Annotated in this window: 13 protein-coding genes; 4 read left to right on the top strand and 9 right to left on the bottom strand. The window is 39.1% G+C overall.

Going from position 1 to position 15,964, the window contains the following annotated elements; all coding sequences use genetic code 11:
* The 5 genes from nuoL to nuoH are packed head-to-tail and all read right to left on the bottom strand — an operon-like array spanning position 1 to position 4,484.
* Positions 1–2,004, bottom strand: coding sequence for an NADH-quinone oxidoreductase subunit L (gene nuoL / locus ABD676_RS01770; RefSeq protein WP_344672954.1), 2,004 nt, complete (start codon positions 2,002–2,004; stop codon positions 1–3).
* Complete coding sequence (gene nuoK, locus ABD676_RS01765) at positions 2,004–2,309, bottom strand: NADH-quinone oxidoreductase subunit NuoK (protein ID WP_344672953.1); 306 nt, start codon at positions 2,307–2,309, stop codon at positions 2,004–2,006. Before nuoK ends, nuoL begins: the two co-directional genes overlap by 1 nt.
* Positions 2,306–2,848: an NADH-quinone oxidoreductase subunit J family protein gene (locus ABD676_RS01760; RefSeq protein WP_344672952.1), complete on the bottom strand. Its 543-nt coding sequence runs from the start codon at positions 2,846–2,848 to the stop codon at positions 2,306–2,308. Before ABD676_RS01760 ends, nuoK begins: the two co-directional genes overlap by 4 nt.
* Positions 2,848–3,411 carry a 4Fe-4S binding protein gene (locus ABD676_RS01755; protein ID WP_344672951.1) on the bottom strand — a complete coding sequence of 188 codons (564 nt, stop codon included), beginning with the start codon at positions 3,409–3,411 and terminating at the stop codon, positions 2,848–2,850. The genes ABD676_RS01760 and ABD676_RS01755 overlap by 1 nt, the downstream gene beginning before the upstream one ends.
* Positions 3,411–4,484, bottom strand: a complete 1,074-nt coding sequence (nuoH, locus tag ABD676_RS01750) for an NADH-quinone oxidoreductase subunit NuoH (RefSeq protein WP_344672950.1) — start codon at positions 4,482–4,484, stop codon at positions 3,411–3,413. Before nuoH ends, ABD676_RS01755 begins: the two co-directional genes overlap by 1 nt.
* A 352-nt stretch (positions 4,485–4,836) precedes the next feature.
* On the opposite strand from nuoH, the gene ABD676_RS01745 reads away from it, so the two are divergent.
* A complete protein-coding gene (locus ABD676_RS01745) occupies positions 4,837–5,619 on the top strand; it encodes an META domain-containing protein (protein ID WP_344672949.1) in 783 nt (260 codons plus the stop codon).
* 75 nt (positions 5,620–5,694) lie between these two features.
* Here ABD676_RS01745 and ispG read toward each other — a convergent pair whose 3' ends face one another.
* Complete coding sequence (gene ispG, locus ABD676_RS01740; protein ID WP_344672948.1) at positions 5,695–7,701, bottom strand: (E)-4-hydroxy-3-methylbut-2-enyl-diphosphate synthase; 2,007 nt, start codon at positions 7,699–7,701, stop codon at positions 5,695–5,697.
* A gap of 28 nt (positions 7,702–7,729) precedes the next feature.
* Positions 7,730–8,641, bottom strand: coding sequence for a LiaI-LiaF-like domain-containing protein (locus ABD676_RS01735; RefSeq protein WP_344672947.1), 912 nt, complete (start codon positions 8,639–8,641; stop codon positions 7,730–7,732).
* 217 nt (positions 8,642–8,858) lie between these two features.
* Between ABD676_RS01735 and ABD676_RS01730 the strand changes: the two genes are divergently transcribed.
* From ABD676_RS01730 to ABD676_RS01720, 3 genes are read left to right on the top strand one after another with little or no spacing between them, the layout of a single operon-like run.
* Positions 8,859–9,593 (top strand): MlaE family ABC transporter permease, encoded by a 735-nt coding sequence (locus tag ABD676_RS01730; RefSeq protein ID WP_344672946.1) that lies wholly within the window; start codon positions 8,859–8,861, stop codon positions 9,591–9,593.
* Positions 9,594–9,600: 7 nt separating this feature from the next.
* Complete coding sequence (locus ABD676_RS01725) at positions 9,601–10,359, top strand: ABC transporter ATP-binding protein (RefSeq protein WP_344672945.1); 759 nt, start codon at positions 9,601–9,603, stop codon at positions 10,357–10,359.
* Positions 10,360–10,412: 53 nt separating this feature from the next.
* Complete coding sequence (locus tag ABD676_RS01720) at positions 10,413–11,315, top strand: class I SAM-dependent methyltransferase (protein WP_425565262.1); 903 nt, start codon at positions 10,413–10,415, stop codon at positions 11,313–11,315.
* Between the two features lie 708 nt (positions 11,316–12,023).
* Here the strand turns inward: ABD676_RS01720 and ABD676_RS01715 are convergent.
* Positions 12,024–13,805: a hypothetical protein gene (locus ABD676_RS01715; RefSeq protein WP_344672944.1), complete on the bottom strand. Its 1,782-nt coding sequence runs from the start codon at positions 13,803–13,805 to the stop codon at positions 12,024–12,026.
* Positions 13,806–13,978: 173 nt separating this feature from the next.
* On the bottom strand, positions 13,979–15,832 hold the full coding sequence (locus ABD676_RS01710) for a DNA topoisomerase IV subunit B (RefSeq protein ID WP_344672943.1): 1,854 nt from the start codon (positions 15,830–15,832) through the stop codon (positions 13,979–13,981).
* Positions 15,833–15,964 lie beyond the last annotated feature (132 nt).

Genomic DNA, 15,964 nt, shown 5'->3' with positions numbered 1-15,964 from the left:
TTATTTTAATATCAAATAAAGTAATCCAATTAATAAAACCGTGAAAGCGAATCCTAAATAATTCTGTAGCCTTCCATTTTGCACCCAGCGCAACAAATGTCCTAGGTAATAAGTTGATCCAGCAATTCCATTTACAAAGCCGTCAACTATATTTCGATCTATCCAGGCACTTGCCTGTCCGAGTACTCGAACAACAGACCCAGAAGCATTGACAATCCCATCAATAATATTTCGGTCAAACCAATAAAGGCCATTACTGAAACTTACCACAGGTTGAATAATTACACGCTGATATATTTCATTCAAGTACCCCTGGTTTAAGGAAAGTCGATTTAATAAGCTGTTTTCCTGCAATGGGTATCTTTGTTTGACATACCATTGATATCCCAGAACCCATAATAGGATGCTGCTCAGTGTCATGCCAATCGGTAAAATCAAATGCAAGCTGTGGATTTCTGCGAAATTATAATTCAATTGGAAGCCTTCCAATACAAAAGCATGATGATAGGCAATAGGATTCCAACTGAAAACAAAGAACAAGGAGCATAGCCCTAAGAATATCATCGGCCAAAGCATACTTGAACTAGCTTCATGAATCCCAGCTGAAGAAACATCCTGTCTAAGTTCACCAAAGAAAACCTTAAATATTAATCGTCCAATATAAAATGCCGTCATCAAACTGGCTAAAACCAAACCGATAGGGATTAGTAGGTACAAGCCGCCATGCTGAATTCCCCATTCGAAGGTGGAGATCAATATGGCATCTTTCGATAAGAATCCAGAGCTTAATGGGAATCCTGCTAATGCCAAGGATGCAATCGTCATCAAGACAAAGGTTTTAGGCATGTATTTTCTCAAGCCCCCCATCTGCTGGATATCCTGCGGATCAATATCCAATTGATGCTTTTCTTTAAAATGAACCATTTCATGGATTACAGCACCTGCTGCCAAGAACAACAGACATTTAAAGAAAGCATGTGTTACCAAATGAAAAATAGCGGCATCCCAAGCACCAACGCCTATGGCAACCATCATAAATCCCAACTGCGATATGGTGGAAAAAGCTAATATGCGCTTGATATCACGTTGCGCTAAGGCAAAATATCCAGATATAACAGCTGTTATGGTACCTATGCTGGCAATCAGCAACAATACCGTATTATTAAATATTGGAAATACGGTGCTCAATAAGAATACCCCTGCTGCTACCATAGTAGCGGCATGAATAAGGGAAGACACTGCAGTAGGGCCTTCCATAGCATCTGGTAACCACACGTGCAAAGGAAATTGTGCAGATTTAGCCATAGCACCCAAAAAGAAACAAAATCCTGTAAATGTCATCCATCCTGTAGACCCTGCTGGCATACTATAAAATAGCCCGTCTTGTGAAAATAGCTCTACTAAATTTAAACTGCCGTATAGGCTATAGATACTGGCTATTCCCAACAGAAAACCTAAATCTCCAATTCGGTTAATAATAAAAGCCTTCTTATTAGCCTGTGCTGCAGATTCTTTTTGAAACCAAAAACCGATAAGTAAGTAGGAAGCAAAACCAACCAATTCCCAAAAGATATACATCATCAAGAGGTTATCGGCAATGGTTAAACCCAACATAGCAAAACAGAAAAGACTCAGATACATCCAATAACGATGTATGCCAGGATCCCCCTTCATATAGGCTTTGGAATAGATATGGACTGGTAAAGCAATTATACAAACCAAAAATTGCATCAAAACTGTCAGGTTATTCAAAAGAACCCCTACTTGAAAGGAATGTTCGCCTATGGTAAACCAAGTGATGCTGCTGTGTTGAGAAGGCTGATTCCATACTTGTGCAAATACACAAATACCAGAAATGATTGAACTCAAAGAGATCGCTAGAATGGAAACCCAACCAGATTGGGATTTTCTTCCCAAAATAGCTTGGATAAGAAAAGCTAAGAATGGCAATGCCACAACAAGTAAACTTGCTGCAGTAGCTGATATAGTTCCCGTGGATGGCATTAATCTCTTAAGTCAGTGATTTTTTCAGGGTTAATAGTTTTATATTTTCTGTAGACATTCAATATAATGGCTAAGCCTACAGCTACAGCTGCTGCCGCCAAAACAATGGCAAATAATGCAAATACTTGTCCGCCATAGTTCAGTTTGTCATAACGACCGAAAGCTACCAGATTTAATATAGAAGCATTGATGATAAACTCGATGCCTACCAAGATCATGATGGCATTACGCTTCGCTAGGATAGCATATAAACCAATGCAAAATAAGCAAGCCGAAACAACTAAGAAATGCGTTAGTGTAATCATGATTCATCCTCCTTTCTGGATAAATGTGCTGCTCCAATTAGGGCCAACAGCAAGAATATCGATATGACTTCAAAAGGCAATAAGTATTGTGTCATAAACTTAATGCCCAATTGTTGAATGTTATTATCACTAGCCTGAATGACCTGACCTTTGTTTAAATTTTCGGTAATCCATCTTGGCGTGTTATCTTGCCATTCGATGATTCCATAAATCATCAATCCAAAAAAAGCCAATGTTAAGAGCAGGGACTGCCACTGAGGCATGGATAGAAATTTACTGGAGGTGTTTTGCAAATCAGCCAACAACTCCTTATTCGAAAGCATAAAGGCAAAAATCATTAAGATCAAGACCCCGCCAACATATACCATAATCTGAGTAATGGCAACAAAGTCTGCCAATGCAAAAATAAAGAGTCCCGCCATTGCGAACAGCACCACAAAGAACAAGAATAAAGCTCTGGCAGTATTTTTAAGACTGACCACTAATAAAGCGGACCCGATTGCTAATACAGCGAAGGCATAAAAGATGGCTAATTCCATTATTTCTTTTTGGCTGCCTCCTTTTCAGCTTGAAAGCGTGTCCATTCCTCTTTGCGTTTAGCAATCTCCTGCTCATTCATGTCTGAAAAAGAATAGTTAAGATCAGCTAGATTAGGCGTGCTACGATCATATTGATCGGTCATGGTTATACATTCTGTTGGACATACGACGGTACATAGTCCACAGTACATGCATTTTGCCATATCTATTTCAAATTTGGCTGCATACAGTCTTTTTACACTACCATCAGAAGTTTTTCCAATGGCATCTGGAGATTTGATCGACTCAATAGCAATACAATCTACAGGGCATGCCTTAGCACAAAGATCACATACTATGCAATCGTCAATTTCCACATCCAGTTGATATCTGGCAACTTCAGGGATAGGCATTTTGACTTTTGGAAACTGTACAGTAGTCACACCTCCTTGATTGTCAAAATAGGCCTCCTCTTTAATGTCCAAGGTCTTCCTAGCTTTACGCGCAGAGAAAAGGTGCTTCACTGTTAAAGTAAGCCCTTTAATGGCTGTCGCCAAGCCTTGTATGGTCGTCCTTAAAATCATTAAATCATAACGGTTATTCTCCAAATTCCTGATATGGCCATACAGACGAATGCCAAAGGAATAAGGATTTTCCAACATAAAACCATTAACTGATCCGCCCGGAACCTTGGTAAGGTCCAACGGATCCATATCTGTACGGCTACTATGAGCAGTGATTTGATCAAAGTCCAAAATATACCCCAATAAAGACCTGTTGTCCAATCGGCCAATCGTACAGGGCCAATATTAGGTAATGGGCTATTCCATGCGCCTAAGAAAATTACCACACCGAGCATGGCAACTAAAAACATCATCGCATATTCTGCCAAAAAGATAAAGGCAAATCGGATACCCCCATATTCTGTGTGAAAACCTCCAATTAGTTCTGATTCTGCTTCTGGAATATCAAAAGGAGCACGATTACATTCTGCTAATGAAGAAATAAAGAATATCAAATAGCTCACGATTAAATGAGGTGCCTGAAAAATATGCCATCCAAAAATACCCCCAATATCCGTGACATTCCATATCCCAAAGAAGTAGATATCCTGTGTAGATAATATACCTTGAGCATAGGCGATGTCATTCAGATTTAAGGTCTGGGTAATCATCACGGCTGCGATTAATGATAATCCTACTGGCAATTCATAAGATATCATTTGCGCAATAGCACGAATAGAACCTAGAAGTGAATATTTATTATTGGAACCCCAACCTGCCATCAAGATGCCTATGGCATCAATGGATACTACAGCCATGATAAAGAAAAGCCCTGTATGTGTATTCGCTGGTACAAAATCTGCTGACCAGGGCACAACCGAAAAACCAACAAATACTGCCGTAAAGATCAAAATAGGAGCTAGGGCAAACAATATTTTATCTGCAGCAGCTGGAGAAATAAACTCTTTTTGGAGTAATTTAAGAATGTCGGCAAAGGTCTGTAATAATCCAAATTTACCTGTCTCCATAGGGCCTAACCTATCCTGAACAAAACCGGCGATTTTACGCTCAGCATATACAGCAAAAAGCGTGAATAAAGCAATAAATAAAAATATTGCAACCGGTGTAAGGATATGGATAAATATGGATCCCAATCTTCTCTTTAGATTAATTCTTAATTGCTACAAACATAAGGAAAACACATGAATTAAGCAGAAAAAATAGAAAATATACTAGTCTAGTAGATTATTATTTTCAATGCCTCCTTTTGCTGCTTATTTTGTTTGATTAAGTTGTATTTTTGATGTAATAACATAAGTTTATAGCGTATTTTACTAATCAAAAAAGTTTCTAATTAATGTATCTCAATAAGTTTTTAAACTATAACTAATTAAGTATTTGGGGTATATAAACCTATTTTTCCCAATATAATGACAAGAAGTAGCATTATCGACAAACAATACGTCTTATTTATGGTATTTATATAAGAAAATAAGAAGTACAACTATGAAAAAAGTAATCTTTAGTATGCTAGCTGTAGCAACCTTGATATTCGCTAGTTGCGGAGGATCAAAACAAATTACTGCTGATGACACGGCTGACATTGCTAAAATCACCGGTAAAAAATGGCAATTGATCGAGTTAGCAGGAAAACCTATTGCGGGTATGATCAATGGAAAAATGCCTTATTTGCAATTCCATGCAAGTGAATCTCGTTATTCTGCTACCGGTGGTTGTAATACCATGAATGGTGGATATAAATTTGATAAAGGTCTGCGTCTTCGTTTCACAGGTGGAATTTCTACTATGATGGCTTGTCCTGACATGGAGTCTGACAGAGCTTTGGCTGAGGTTTTTAAATTAACCGATAACTACACTTTACACGATGGTGTTCTTTCATTGAACGTAGGTCGTCGTGCTCCTTTGGCAAAATTTAAGGAAGTAGCGAATGATACTGAATTAGCAGGAACTTGGGAATTGAGTTTTATGGCCGATACAAGACTTCCGTTAATTACTTTGTTCCCTGAAAAAAAAGCAACTATTACTTTTGAAGCTGGTTCAAACAAGGTATCTGGAAATGGTGGTTGTAATAACTATGGCGGTAACTTAGAAATCAAAGGCGATGAAGTGAATTTTAGTGATATCTTCTCAACCAAGATGGCATGTCCTGGACAAGGAGAAGGATTATACTTTCAAAAACTAGCATCAGTTGACAAGATTACGGTGTCTGGTGATACCTTAAGCATGTCCTTTAAGAATCGTAATATTTTGAGCTTTAAAAAGAAATAAGTTCATTTTTCAAAATAAAAAGGGCTCGAATGCAACTTGCATTCGAGCCTTTTTATTGTACTTTGAATAGTTCTATTAATTTAATCCTTCTTCGACCCAAAGTCCGTCGGATTTTATTATCTCAATGAGTTCATCCAATGCCTTGGCAGAGGAGACATTTCGTTTTACCACTTCTTTTCCTCTATACAAGGTTATTTTGTCCGGACCAGCACCAACATATCCATAATCGGCGTCTGCCATCTCACCAGGACCATTTACTATACAACCCATTATCCCAATCTTCAAACCTTTTAAATGGTTTGTACGGCTACGGATCATTTGCGTGGTCTCTTGTAAATCAAATAAAGTCCTTCCACAACTCGGGCAGGATATGTATTCTGTCTTTGATATTCTTGAACGTGTAGCTTGTAGAATTCCAAAGGATATGGAAGCCAATTTATCAGTCGGCGTTGCAGGGCTATCCAACCAAATTCCGGAACCTAAACCATCAATCAGCAATGCACCCAAGTCTGTGGCAGCATACAATTGAATCTTCGATATGGGTTCTTCAGGATCCATAATGTCACCAATTGGCCCAGAAAACTCAGCAGCGGCATAACTTCTTTTGATGATAACTGGACAATCAATACCGATCTCTTGCAGATTGGCGAAGAATTGACGCTGATCAGCCATACCATGTATATGATCTGTCTCTAAGATAAAGACTGTTGTGGAATCCATTTGCAATTGACCAAACAAATCACTGGTTAAATCATCATTGGAAACATATACCAAGTTCATGGATTTGTCCTTTTGCTCGGCATCAACATATTCCTGTAAAGAATATACCGGATGTATATTGGTTTTATTCGCTAAACCTAACCAGGTCTTGTAATGATAAAGTTGTTTTAGATTGCCAGGCATGGTAAAGGATGGCAAACTGTCGCCCAAGAAAACAAAGTCCACCGATTGATCGCCCATATGATACTTGTCCAATAAGGCATCGTATTTATAGCCTACATCTGATAGGATAAATGGATCCTTTAAATTCTTTTCTGAAAGGTCAACAATAATCCTAGGGACTAAAGAGCCGCCGATAAAGGCATTGACCTCCTTTGAAGTATAAGGTTTGGTCTCTACTGTATCAATTAATTGTAGGACTTCTCGAGTAGGTTCTTCTGCCAATTGCTTTGCTCTATTACTGTAGCGATTTACTAAAGCGATAGCAACTGGAGCTTCTTTTTCTGGTTCTTCGGTTAAAGAAACACGAACCGTATCTCCTAATCCATCTTCTAATAGCGTACCGATGCCCACTGCCGATTTAATACGACCATCTTCTCCATCACCAGCCTCCGTAACACCTAAGTGCAAAGGATAATTCATGTTTTCGGCAACCATCTTTTCCACCAATAGACGATAGGCTTGGACCATCACCTGTGGATTGGAAGATTTCATCGAAACCACTAAATTATAATAATGCAGGTCTTCACAGATGCGGATAAATTCCAATGCTGATTCCACCATGCCTTCTGGCGTATCGCCATAACGACTCATGATGCGGTCTGATAATGAGCCATGGTTAGTGCCAATGCGCATAGCTGTGCCATATTCCTTACAGATATTCACCAATGGAGCGAACTTCTTGTAAATACGATCTAACTCGGCTTGATAAGCTTGGTCGGTATAGTCAATTTGATCAAACTTCTTTTTATCGGCATAGTTTCCAGGATTCACACGAACTTTCTCTACAATCCTAGCTGCTACTTCTGCAGCATTTGGGGTAAAGTGAATGTCGGCAACCAAAGGAACATTGTACCCACGCTTGCGCAATTCATTCTTGATGTTTGCTAGATTCTCGGCTTCTTTAATGCTTGGTGCAGTAATACGGACATATTCACATCCAGCATCCACCATTTTGATAGTTTGTTCAACGGATCCCATGGTATCCATGGTGTCCACGGTCGTCATGCTCTGAATACGAATGGGTTGATGTCCACCCATAGGAATATCCCCAATCTGTACCTCTCGAGTCAAAAATCGACTATATCTCGTTTTTGAATTGCAATATCCTCCTGCTAGTCCTGTTAGTTTCAAACTGTCCATACAAGACAAAGTTAGCTATTTTTAAAAGTTAATAACGTAAAATGCTTAACGAATTTGCAGCTCCCTCGACTTTGATATGATAACGACTCGATGCTTGCTCATAATTTGTCGATTGTCGATAGTCTTCCATCTTTAAATCAACACCTTCAAACTTGTTGTTGGATAAAAAGGATTCTGTTTCTACTCGACAAGCTGCGCCTTTTGGAAGGTATAAAATGATTTTAGATGCTGCAGTGCTAATCTCTATATTGTTGGTGCCTTCTATTGGGGCTGGTAGATGCATGTCCATGCTCATCGCACCGGAATTTATTTCTAAAGATCCAATTTTTAGGTCTCTAAAGTCAGCATCTATATTTGCAGCTCCCACATTGTATTCCAAATCCCAAATTGGGGAATTGTTCAAATTCACTAAAATGGAATTATTGCCCGATTTGCTGGATCGAACTTTATTGTTCAATGTTAAATTTTGATTCTTATCCCCACTATTTACTAATGAAATTGACGAGTTTTGGCTTCTTGTGCTTGCTCTCATTAACGAGTCAGGAGCTATCTTATCATTCATTACAAATTTAGCTGCCCCGCCATTAATTGTTAAACGAATTCTATCTTCATCTCCTGCTTTTATTAGTCCAACTGCATTGGCTGGGATAAATTCTGAATCATCTTCATCGTTTACAATGCTGATGTTTCCTAGGATAGTTTCATCACTTGTTGCTCCTTTGTAAAAAAAGATGGAACAGATGATGATGTTACTAGCAGCGATGATCCAAGTGCCATACGTCCTGTTTTGGAATAAGAAACCAATACCAATGGCGACCAAAAATAAAGGCCATAATTTTAAGGCAGCAAAGAAGTTAAAGTCGATAATATGTAGATTATGCAAGAGAACAACTGTTCCTATGAATAATAACCAGATACCTGTTGCAATTTTGTTGTTCATTGTTTTGTTGTTTTGTTGAGTTCAAAACTAATACGATATTACAAATTTAATTAGGATAAATAGGCTATGATGCCTAAATTTTCGGTAAATCAATTAGATTTGTCGGTGAATTAATTCGTTTGGAATTGTTATCTTGAACACACATAAACATTTTGAGCAAGATAGGGGTTAATGTATTACCCTTAAATGGTTCAAAAAATCGAAATCATATCTATATATGCTATTCTATTATATCGGCGATTACATTTTATTGTTGAAAAAGGTCTTTCGCAAACCGGAGAAGTGGAAAATTTATTGGCGGGAAGTTCTTCACGAAATGAGTGATGTAGGCGTAGGATCGCTTGGGTTAATTGTTATTATTTCCACTTTTATCGGGGCGGTAATGACGATGCAAATCGCCTTTCAGTTGGTTTCGGATTTAATTCCTACGTCGGTAATTGGCCAGATTAATCGTGACTCCAACATCTTAGAGTTAGGACCTACCATCTCTGCTCTGGTGTTGATGGGAAAAGTAGGCTCATCTATTTCTTCCCAAATTGGTTCCATGCGTGTAACTGAACAGATTGATGCCCTGGAGATCATGGGGATTAATGCCGCAGGCTACCTTATCCTTCCAAAAATCATTGCAGGGGTCATCATGGTACCGGTATTGGTTACTGTAGCTATATTCTGTGCTATTATTGGAGGTATGGTCGGCGGCTCGCTTTCTGGAGCTGTCAGTGTGGATGATTATACAGAAGGTATTCGCTCTGGATTTAACGGTTTTACCGTTTCCGTGGCTATGGTGAAAGCTTTTGTCTTTGGTTTTATCATTACATCGGTACCTGCATATAAAGGATTCAATGTGCGGGGAGGTGCTTTAGAGGTAGGTCAAGCAGGAACGAAAGCGGTGGTAATAGGATGTATTACCATCTTGGCATGTGATTATTTGATCACCGCATTAATGTTGTAATAAACTCATGATTGAAATAACGAATATTCATAAATCTTTTGGTGATAACCTGGTACTTGATGGTATCGATGCAACCTTTGAGCCTGGTAAAGTAAGCCTAATAATTGGCGGTTCAGGCTCGGGAAAAAGTACACTCCTCAAGTGTATTGTTGGTTTGCACCAACCGAATGAGGGGAAAGTCTTCTTCGATGGTCAGGAATTTACACGTATGGATTTTGAGGAAAAGGTACCAATTCGTAAAGAAATAGGTATGCTTTTTCAAAACTCGGCGCTGTTTGACTCCATGACTGTGGAACAAAATCTCATTTTTACATTAGACATGTTCACCGAAATGAGTAAGTCAGAGAAAATTGATCGTGCAAATTTCTGTCTAGAAAGGGTTAATCTTGCTGGCAAGAATAAATTATTTCCTTCGGAATTGTCTGGTGGTATGAAAAAGAGGGTGGGGATAGCTCGTGCGATTGCCATGAGCCCGAAATACCTGTTTTGTGATGAGCCTAACTCGGGACTTGATCCAGCAACTTCTATTTTAATTGATGAGCTGATTCAGGATCTGACAGAGGAATATAACTCGACCACCATCGTTGTAACCCACGATATGAACTCGGTGATGGGGATTGGGGCTTACATCTTATTTTTGTTCAAGGGACAAAAATATTGGGAAGGGTCGAACCAGGATATGTTAAAGTCAGATAATAAAGAATTGAACGAGTTTGTATTTGCCAGTCCGCTTATGAAAGCTGCTCGTGATACCATGAAGCGCTAAGCAACAGGATGTTTATTTAGGTAATTTGCTATCTTTGCACAAAATACAGTAGCTTGAACACAATTTCCCCTATACAATTACTTACACCACAACATTGGAAAGATTACGAATTGATCGATTGTGGTGATTTCGAAAAATTAGAACGATTTGGCGAATTGATTTTAATTCGTCCAGAGCCACAGGCAGTATGGCCTAAAGCGCTTGGCGATGCAGAATGGAACAAACGTTATCATATCAAGTTCAAAGGTCGCTCAGCAACTAGTGGCGATTGGATGAAGAAAAACCCAAAAACTCCTGATCGTTGGCATATCCAATACAAGAATCAGGATGTTGCCATAAAATTCCGCTTAGGACTAACTTCCTTTAAACATGTTGGGATATTCCCGGAGCAGGCTGTGAACTGGGATTATATCTCCGAATCTGTAAAAGGCTTTAAAACACCAAAACCAAAGGTTTTGAATCTTTTTGCCTATACAGGTGGTGCTTCACTCATTGCGAAAGCAGCAGGTGCAGACACTACACACGTAGACTCCATTAAACAGGTGGTAACATGGGCAAATGAAAACCAAGAAATATCTGGAATTAGTGATATCCGTTGGGTAGTTGAAGATGCGCTGAAATTTGTGAAACGCGAATTAAAGCGTGGAAATACCTACAATGGTATCATCCTCGACCCACCAGCTTATGGACATGGTCCTAAAGGAGAGAAATGGAAATTAGAAGACCATATTATGGAAATGATGCAGGACGTGGTGAAGCTATTAGATCCAAAGGAGCATTTCCTAATCTTGAATACCTATTCCCTAGGTTTCTCTTCCGTTATTGTAGAAAATTTAATTAAGACCTCTTTCCCTCAGGTAGAAAACCTGGAAATAGGAGAGTTGTTCTTGCAGGCAACTGCTGGCCCAAAACTGCCATTGGGTGTTTTTGGAAAGTTCAGAAAGTTTGCCAAATAAAAATATTCTGATTGAAATTTTGAGACAGCCATTTTTTAATGGCTGTTTTTTTAGGCGCCATATTTTCTAAATGTACAATCTATTTCCATTCTATACCCAGCCATTTTCTTCCGCATCTTTTGTCTTTTGTTTGGTGTTTGTTGTCTAAAGCATAGTTTGTAGATCTTTCACCTCGGATGAAAGATGACGTGGGATTTGTTGGGAAATAGAGACTCTTCGCGTTGCTCTGAGTTGTAAGTGGTATTAAGATTACGGTTCAGCGATTGAAACCAGCTTCGATTTTAAATATAATAAGGTAACTCTGAGTGATTTAGTTCGCTACAGGTCCAGCTGCTAATTATCCCTTTTCCACTTTTTATACATATCTATTTCTGATGTCTTTTGTCTGTAGTCTCAACGTCTCTCACAGGGGTTGGATTCGCCACTCCTTCGGATCTCCTTCGGAACTTGTTCGGATCTCCTTCGGATCTCGTTCGGTTAGAAGCGAACGAGATCCGAAAGAGATCCGAGTAAAATCCTTTTAAAATGCGAGGGAGTGTCGAATGAAACTAGTGCGATTAAGCTGCTTGAATTGGAGGAATACCTTGTCTTTTCAGAATGGAAATGGAAGGATCATGATTTCAACTGAAGGTGAAATCATGCAAATAAAAAAAGCAGCCGTCATCACGACAACCACTTTTCACATTTTTCACAGTAGGCATTTAAATATTACACAATGAGTGGTTTAAGTTGGTTTTCATAGTTGGTCAACTGTTCCAGGAAAGCTGCCTTAGACTCTCCAAAAACTTGGTTTACCCGATCTTGTAAAGACCGATAGTAATTGATACCATCAACCAACTGTTGCTGAAATTTATGAATATACTTTTTCTTTTTATGGTCTATATCCGGTAGGTTTTCCTGTATGTAATTCGATAAATGTTTCACGTACAACTCCAGTTCATTTATGAACATGGATGGGCGTTTTACACCTTGAAGTACATTGATTCGACCGTAGATATGGTCTACCATTTCCTTTAAGCTATAAACTTTATTGAAGTAGGCCGTATTCGGGCCGGGGCATATAGCTACTGCTGATCGTTCTCTGGGTTTTAAGATTTGGTACTTCAGGTAAGCAGGTGTTGCCAAACCCTCGCATAGACATTGTTTTTCAACAATGCGATCATAGGCCTTCTGGTAATCCTCCGGATTTAGATTCTCAGCTTTTAGGGCATTGATCTTGTTGACCTGATAGGCTCTACTAGCTGTACACTGCGGTTCATCGGAAAACGTACTGTCTGAAATCAGGTATTTCTTGGTACAAGGAAATCCTGGTCTTCCTTGTGCAATCCTTTGCAAACGAGCTTTTTCGGCAGTGCTTTTTCGAAAATTATTGAAAGGTACGCCTAAAGGAGAGGCATTACTGATGTAGAAATCATTGGCATCTGCTTGGGCAAGGTTTTGAAGGGTTTCCTCATCGACTGTGGTTGCCTCTGGAACCAGTAGAAAAGGAGAACCCCAACCCACAGCATCCATGTCGTAATAGTCTAAGAGAAATTGATGTTCCTGTGTTGTACCCACACCCCCTTGTACGGTAAGACGAACAGCAGGAACTTGCTCAATTTCTAGACCTATATCTTCTAAGGCCAACTTGTATAATGGAAAAACATCATCCATTAAAGCTTGTTTGTTGGCTTTAAATTCTTCAAGAATCGGACCCAATAAAAAGCCATCGGTGGCAAACGCATGACCTCCGCAATTTAGGCCCGATTCGATGCGGTATTCGGATATCCAAATACCTCTTTTTGCTAAATACTTCGCTTGAATTAAGGCGGACCGGTAATCGGAAACCTTTAGTGTTATTTTCTTTTCAAAACTTCCCTGAGAATCTGGTAAAAATGCTGGCAATTCTGCTATATAAGCATATAACCTAGGGTTCATCCCAGCAGAAAGTATCAAAGAAGATTGTAATCCACTGTTGGCAAATCCGCGTACTGCAGCTGATGCATCGGAGTAGATCTCTGATAATGCTTCTCCATCCTTGCCATGGTTTATTTTATCAACCTTGGACATGATGTTGACATCAATGGATCCGGGTAAAATCATTTCTCGGATTTTCTCTTTCAGAATATCCTTATTGTGTCCACTTGGCATACTCTCCCATAAAGCGTATTGTTGCTTTAAAGGATGTAAATCAGGAAGGAGGTCGAAATATTGTTGAATGGTTCTGTTTTCGGAAAAATCGGCTTGATGCAGTTCATCGATTTGCTCATTGACAAGGCGTTGAACCAAGTTCAAATAGGCGGTTATCCTTCTTGCTCTAGCATCTTCTTCCTGTTCCTTAATCTCTTGATAGGCTAAGCCGACCGATTCACTATAATATGCCCTAAGGCGTTCCAACAATTCATCATCAACGATAGAGATAACGGAGGAAATGCCATATTTGGCCACCTTAATAGGAGTATCGACTGAGTATGCCAGGCCTAAAACAGGGATATGAAAGGAATGATTCATTTGCGTTTAAAATACAGCTGCAAATAGCACATTAAGCCGCAAATAAAAAGTAATAAAAAGAAGTAATGAAAAATGATGTTGGTCACTTTAAGCGTCTGTAAGGGCTTGGTTTTTTCGGAGCGCTTAAGTGTGTACTGAAAGGAAAAGCCCGCGTCAGCGGGCTTTAATATGTGTTATACAGCCTCTTTAGTGAGCACTGATTCTGTATCTAATTCTACCCGAAGGTTATTCACAATATGTTGCTGTCTATTTGGGGTGTTTTTTCCCATGTAATATTCCAATAATTGCGATAATTTATTATCCTTGGAAAGAATTACTGGTTCTAGACGCATATCTTCCCCGATAAATAGTCCGAATTCTGAAGGGGAGATTTCACCTAATCCTTTGAATCGCGTGATTTCAGGCTTGCCACCTAGTTTATCGATAGCGCGAATTCTTTCCTCATCCGAGTAACAATAGATAGTTTCCTTCTTATTACGCACGCGGAATAGGGGAGTTTGTAGGATAGAAACGTGACCTGCTTTTACCAAGTCTGGGAAGAATTGCAAGAAAAATGTCATCAACAATAAACGAATGTGCATACCATCCACATCGGCATCGGTAGCAATGACAATGTTGTTATAGCGTAGACCCTCAATTCCGTCTTCAATATTTAATGCGTGCTGCAATAAGTTGAACTCCTCATTCTCATAAACGATCTTTTTAGTCAATCCATAAGAATTTAAAGGTTTACCCTTTAAGCTGAAAACGGCTTGTGTCTGTACATCACGAGATTTTGTGATAGATCCACTGGCAGAATCACCCTCGGTAATGAATAGGGTAGTCTCTAGATTACGCTCATGTTTATCACTGAAGTGAATTTTACAATCTCTTAGTTTTCGATTGTGTAAAGAAGCTTTTTTAGCACGTTCATTTGCTAATTTCTTGATTCCAGCAATATCCTTACGTTCTCTTTCTGACTGTAAGATTCTTTTTTGCAAGGCATCTGCTGTAGCAGGGTTTTTATGCAAATAATCGTCTAATGCTTTCTTTACAAAATCATGGATAAAGGTACGTACGGTAGGGCCTTCTGGTCCAACACTTTGGGAGCCAAGCTTTGTTTTTGTTTGCGACTCAAATACAGGTTCCTGTACTTTGATGGCAATAGCACCAATAATAGAAGAACGGATATCGGAAGCATCAAATTCTTTTTTATAAAATTCGCGAATGGTCTTTACAATAGCTTCACGAAATGCCGCTTGGTGTGTACCACCTTGCGTCGTGTGTTGTCCGTTGACAAAAGAATAATATTCTTCGCCATATTGCTGACCGTGGCTCATGGCTATTTCTATATCATCACCTTTTAAGTGGATGATCGGATAGCGCATGCTTTCCGTTTCTACATTTCTTTCAAGTAGGTCTTTTAAACCGTTTTCAGAGATGAATTTCTCGCCATTGAAGTTAATGGTTAAACCTGAGTTCAGGAACACATAGTTCCAAATCATGTTTTCTACAAACTCTAAACGGTATTTATAATTCCGGAAGATGGAATCGTCCGGATAAAAGGTTACGGAAGTACCATTACGTTGGGTAGTGTCCTTTTGTTCATCTGTTAATAGCTCGCCTTTGCTGAACTGAGCAATACGGGTTACTCCTTGACGATAAGATTGAACAGAGAATTGGTTAGAAAGCGCGTTAACAGCTTTTGTACCCACACCGTTCAAACCCACTGACTTTTGGAAGGCTTTACTATCGTATTTACCACCTGTGTTTATCTTTGAAACAACATCCACAACAGATCCAATAGGAATACCTCTTCCGTAATCGCGTACAGTTACACGGTTTTCATTGACTGTAATGTCGATGATTTTTCCTGCTCCCATGACAAACTCGTCAATCGAGTTATCCACGACTTCCTTTAAAAGTACGTAGATACCATCATCATAAGCAGAACCATCTCCTAGCTTACCAATGTACATTCCTGGACGTAGTCGGATGTGTTCCTTCCAGTCCAGAGACCGTATGCTGTCTTCGTTATATGCTGTCATAAATTGTCAGTTACTTTTTTACAACCATCGCAAAAATATAAAAAACTTATTCGATTTTTTAAGATACAATATTAACAACTGTGAATTGGGTAGGGTAAGGGTTAGGGATTTGGTTGTGAAACGACAAAAAAG

The sequence above is a fragment of the Sphingobacterium kyonggiense genome (genome assembly GCF_039536825.1).
GTDB classification, from domain to species: domain Bacteria; phylum Bacteroidota; class Bacteroidia; order Sphingobacteriales; family Sphingobacteriaceae; genus Sphingobacterium; species Sphingobacterium kyonggiense.
This window is presented reverse-complemented; position numbering and strand designations above follow the sequence as displayed.

Excerpts from the sequence above, each read along its gene's own strand:
- ABD676_RS01715 (WP_344672944.1), bottom strand. The coding sequence starts at position 13,805 with ATGAATCATTCCTTTCATATCCCTGTTTTAGGCCTGGCATACTCAGTC.
- ABD676_RS01735 (WP_344672947.1), bottom strand. The coding sequence starts at position 8,641 with ATGAACAACAAAATTGCAACAGGTATCTGGTTATTATTCATAGGAACA.
- ABD676_RS01730 (WP_344672946.1), top strand. The coding sequence starts at position 8,859 with ATGCTATTCTATTATATCGGCGATTACATTTTATTGTTGAAAAAGGTC.
- ABD676_RS01710 (WP_344672943.1), bottom strand. The coding sequence starts at position 15,832 with ATGACAGCATATAACGAAGACAGCATACGGTCTCTGGACTGGAAGGAA.
- ABD676_RS01760 (WP_344672952.1), bottom strand. The coding sequence starts at position 2,848 with ATGGAATTAGCCATCTTTTATGCCTTCGCTGTATTAGCAATCGGGTCC.
- nuoK (WP_344672953.1), bottom strand. The coding sequence starts at position 2,309 with ATGATTACACTAACGCATTTCTTAGTTGTTTCGGCTTGCTTATTTTGC.
- ispG (WP_344672948.1), bottom strand. The coding sequence starts at position 7,701 with ATGGACAGTTTGAAACTAACAGGACTAGCAGGAGGATATTGCAATTCA.
- ABD676_RS01745 (WP_344672949.1), top strand. The coding sequence starts at position 4,837 with ATGAAAAAAGTAATCTTTAGTATGCTAGCTGTAGCAACCTTGATATTC.
- nuoL (WP_344672954.1), bottom strand. The coding sequence starts at position 2,004 with ATGCCATCCACGGGAACTATATCAGCTACTGCAGCAAGTTTACTTGTT.
- ABD676_RS01725 (WP_344672945.1), top strand. The coding sequence starts at position 9,601 with ATGATTGAAATAACGAATATTCATAAATCTTTTGGTGATAACCTGGTA.
- ABD676_RS01755 (WP_344672951.1), bottom strand. The coding sequence starts at position 3,411 with ATGATTTTAAGGACGACCATACAAGGCTTGGCGACAGCCATTAAAGGG.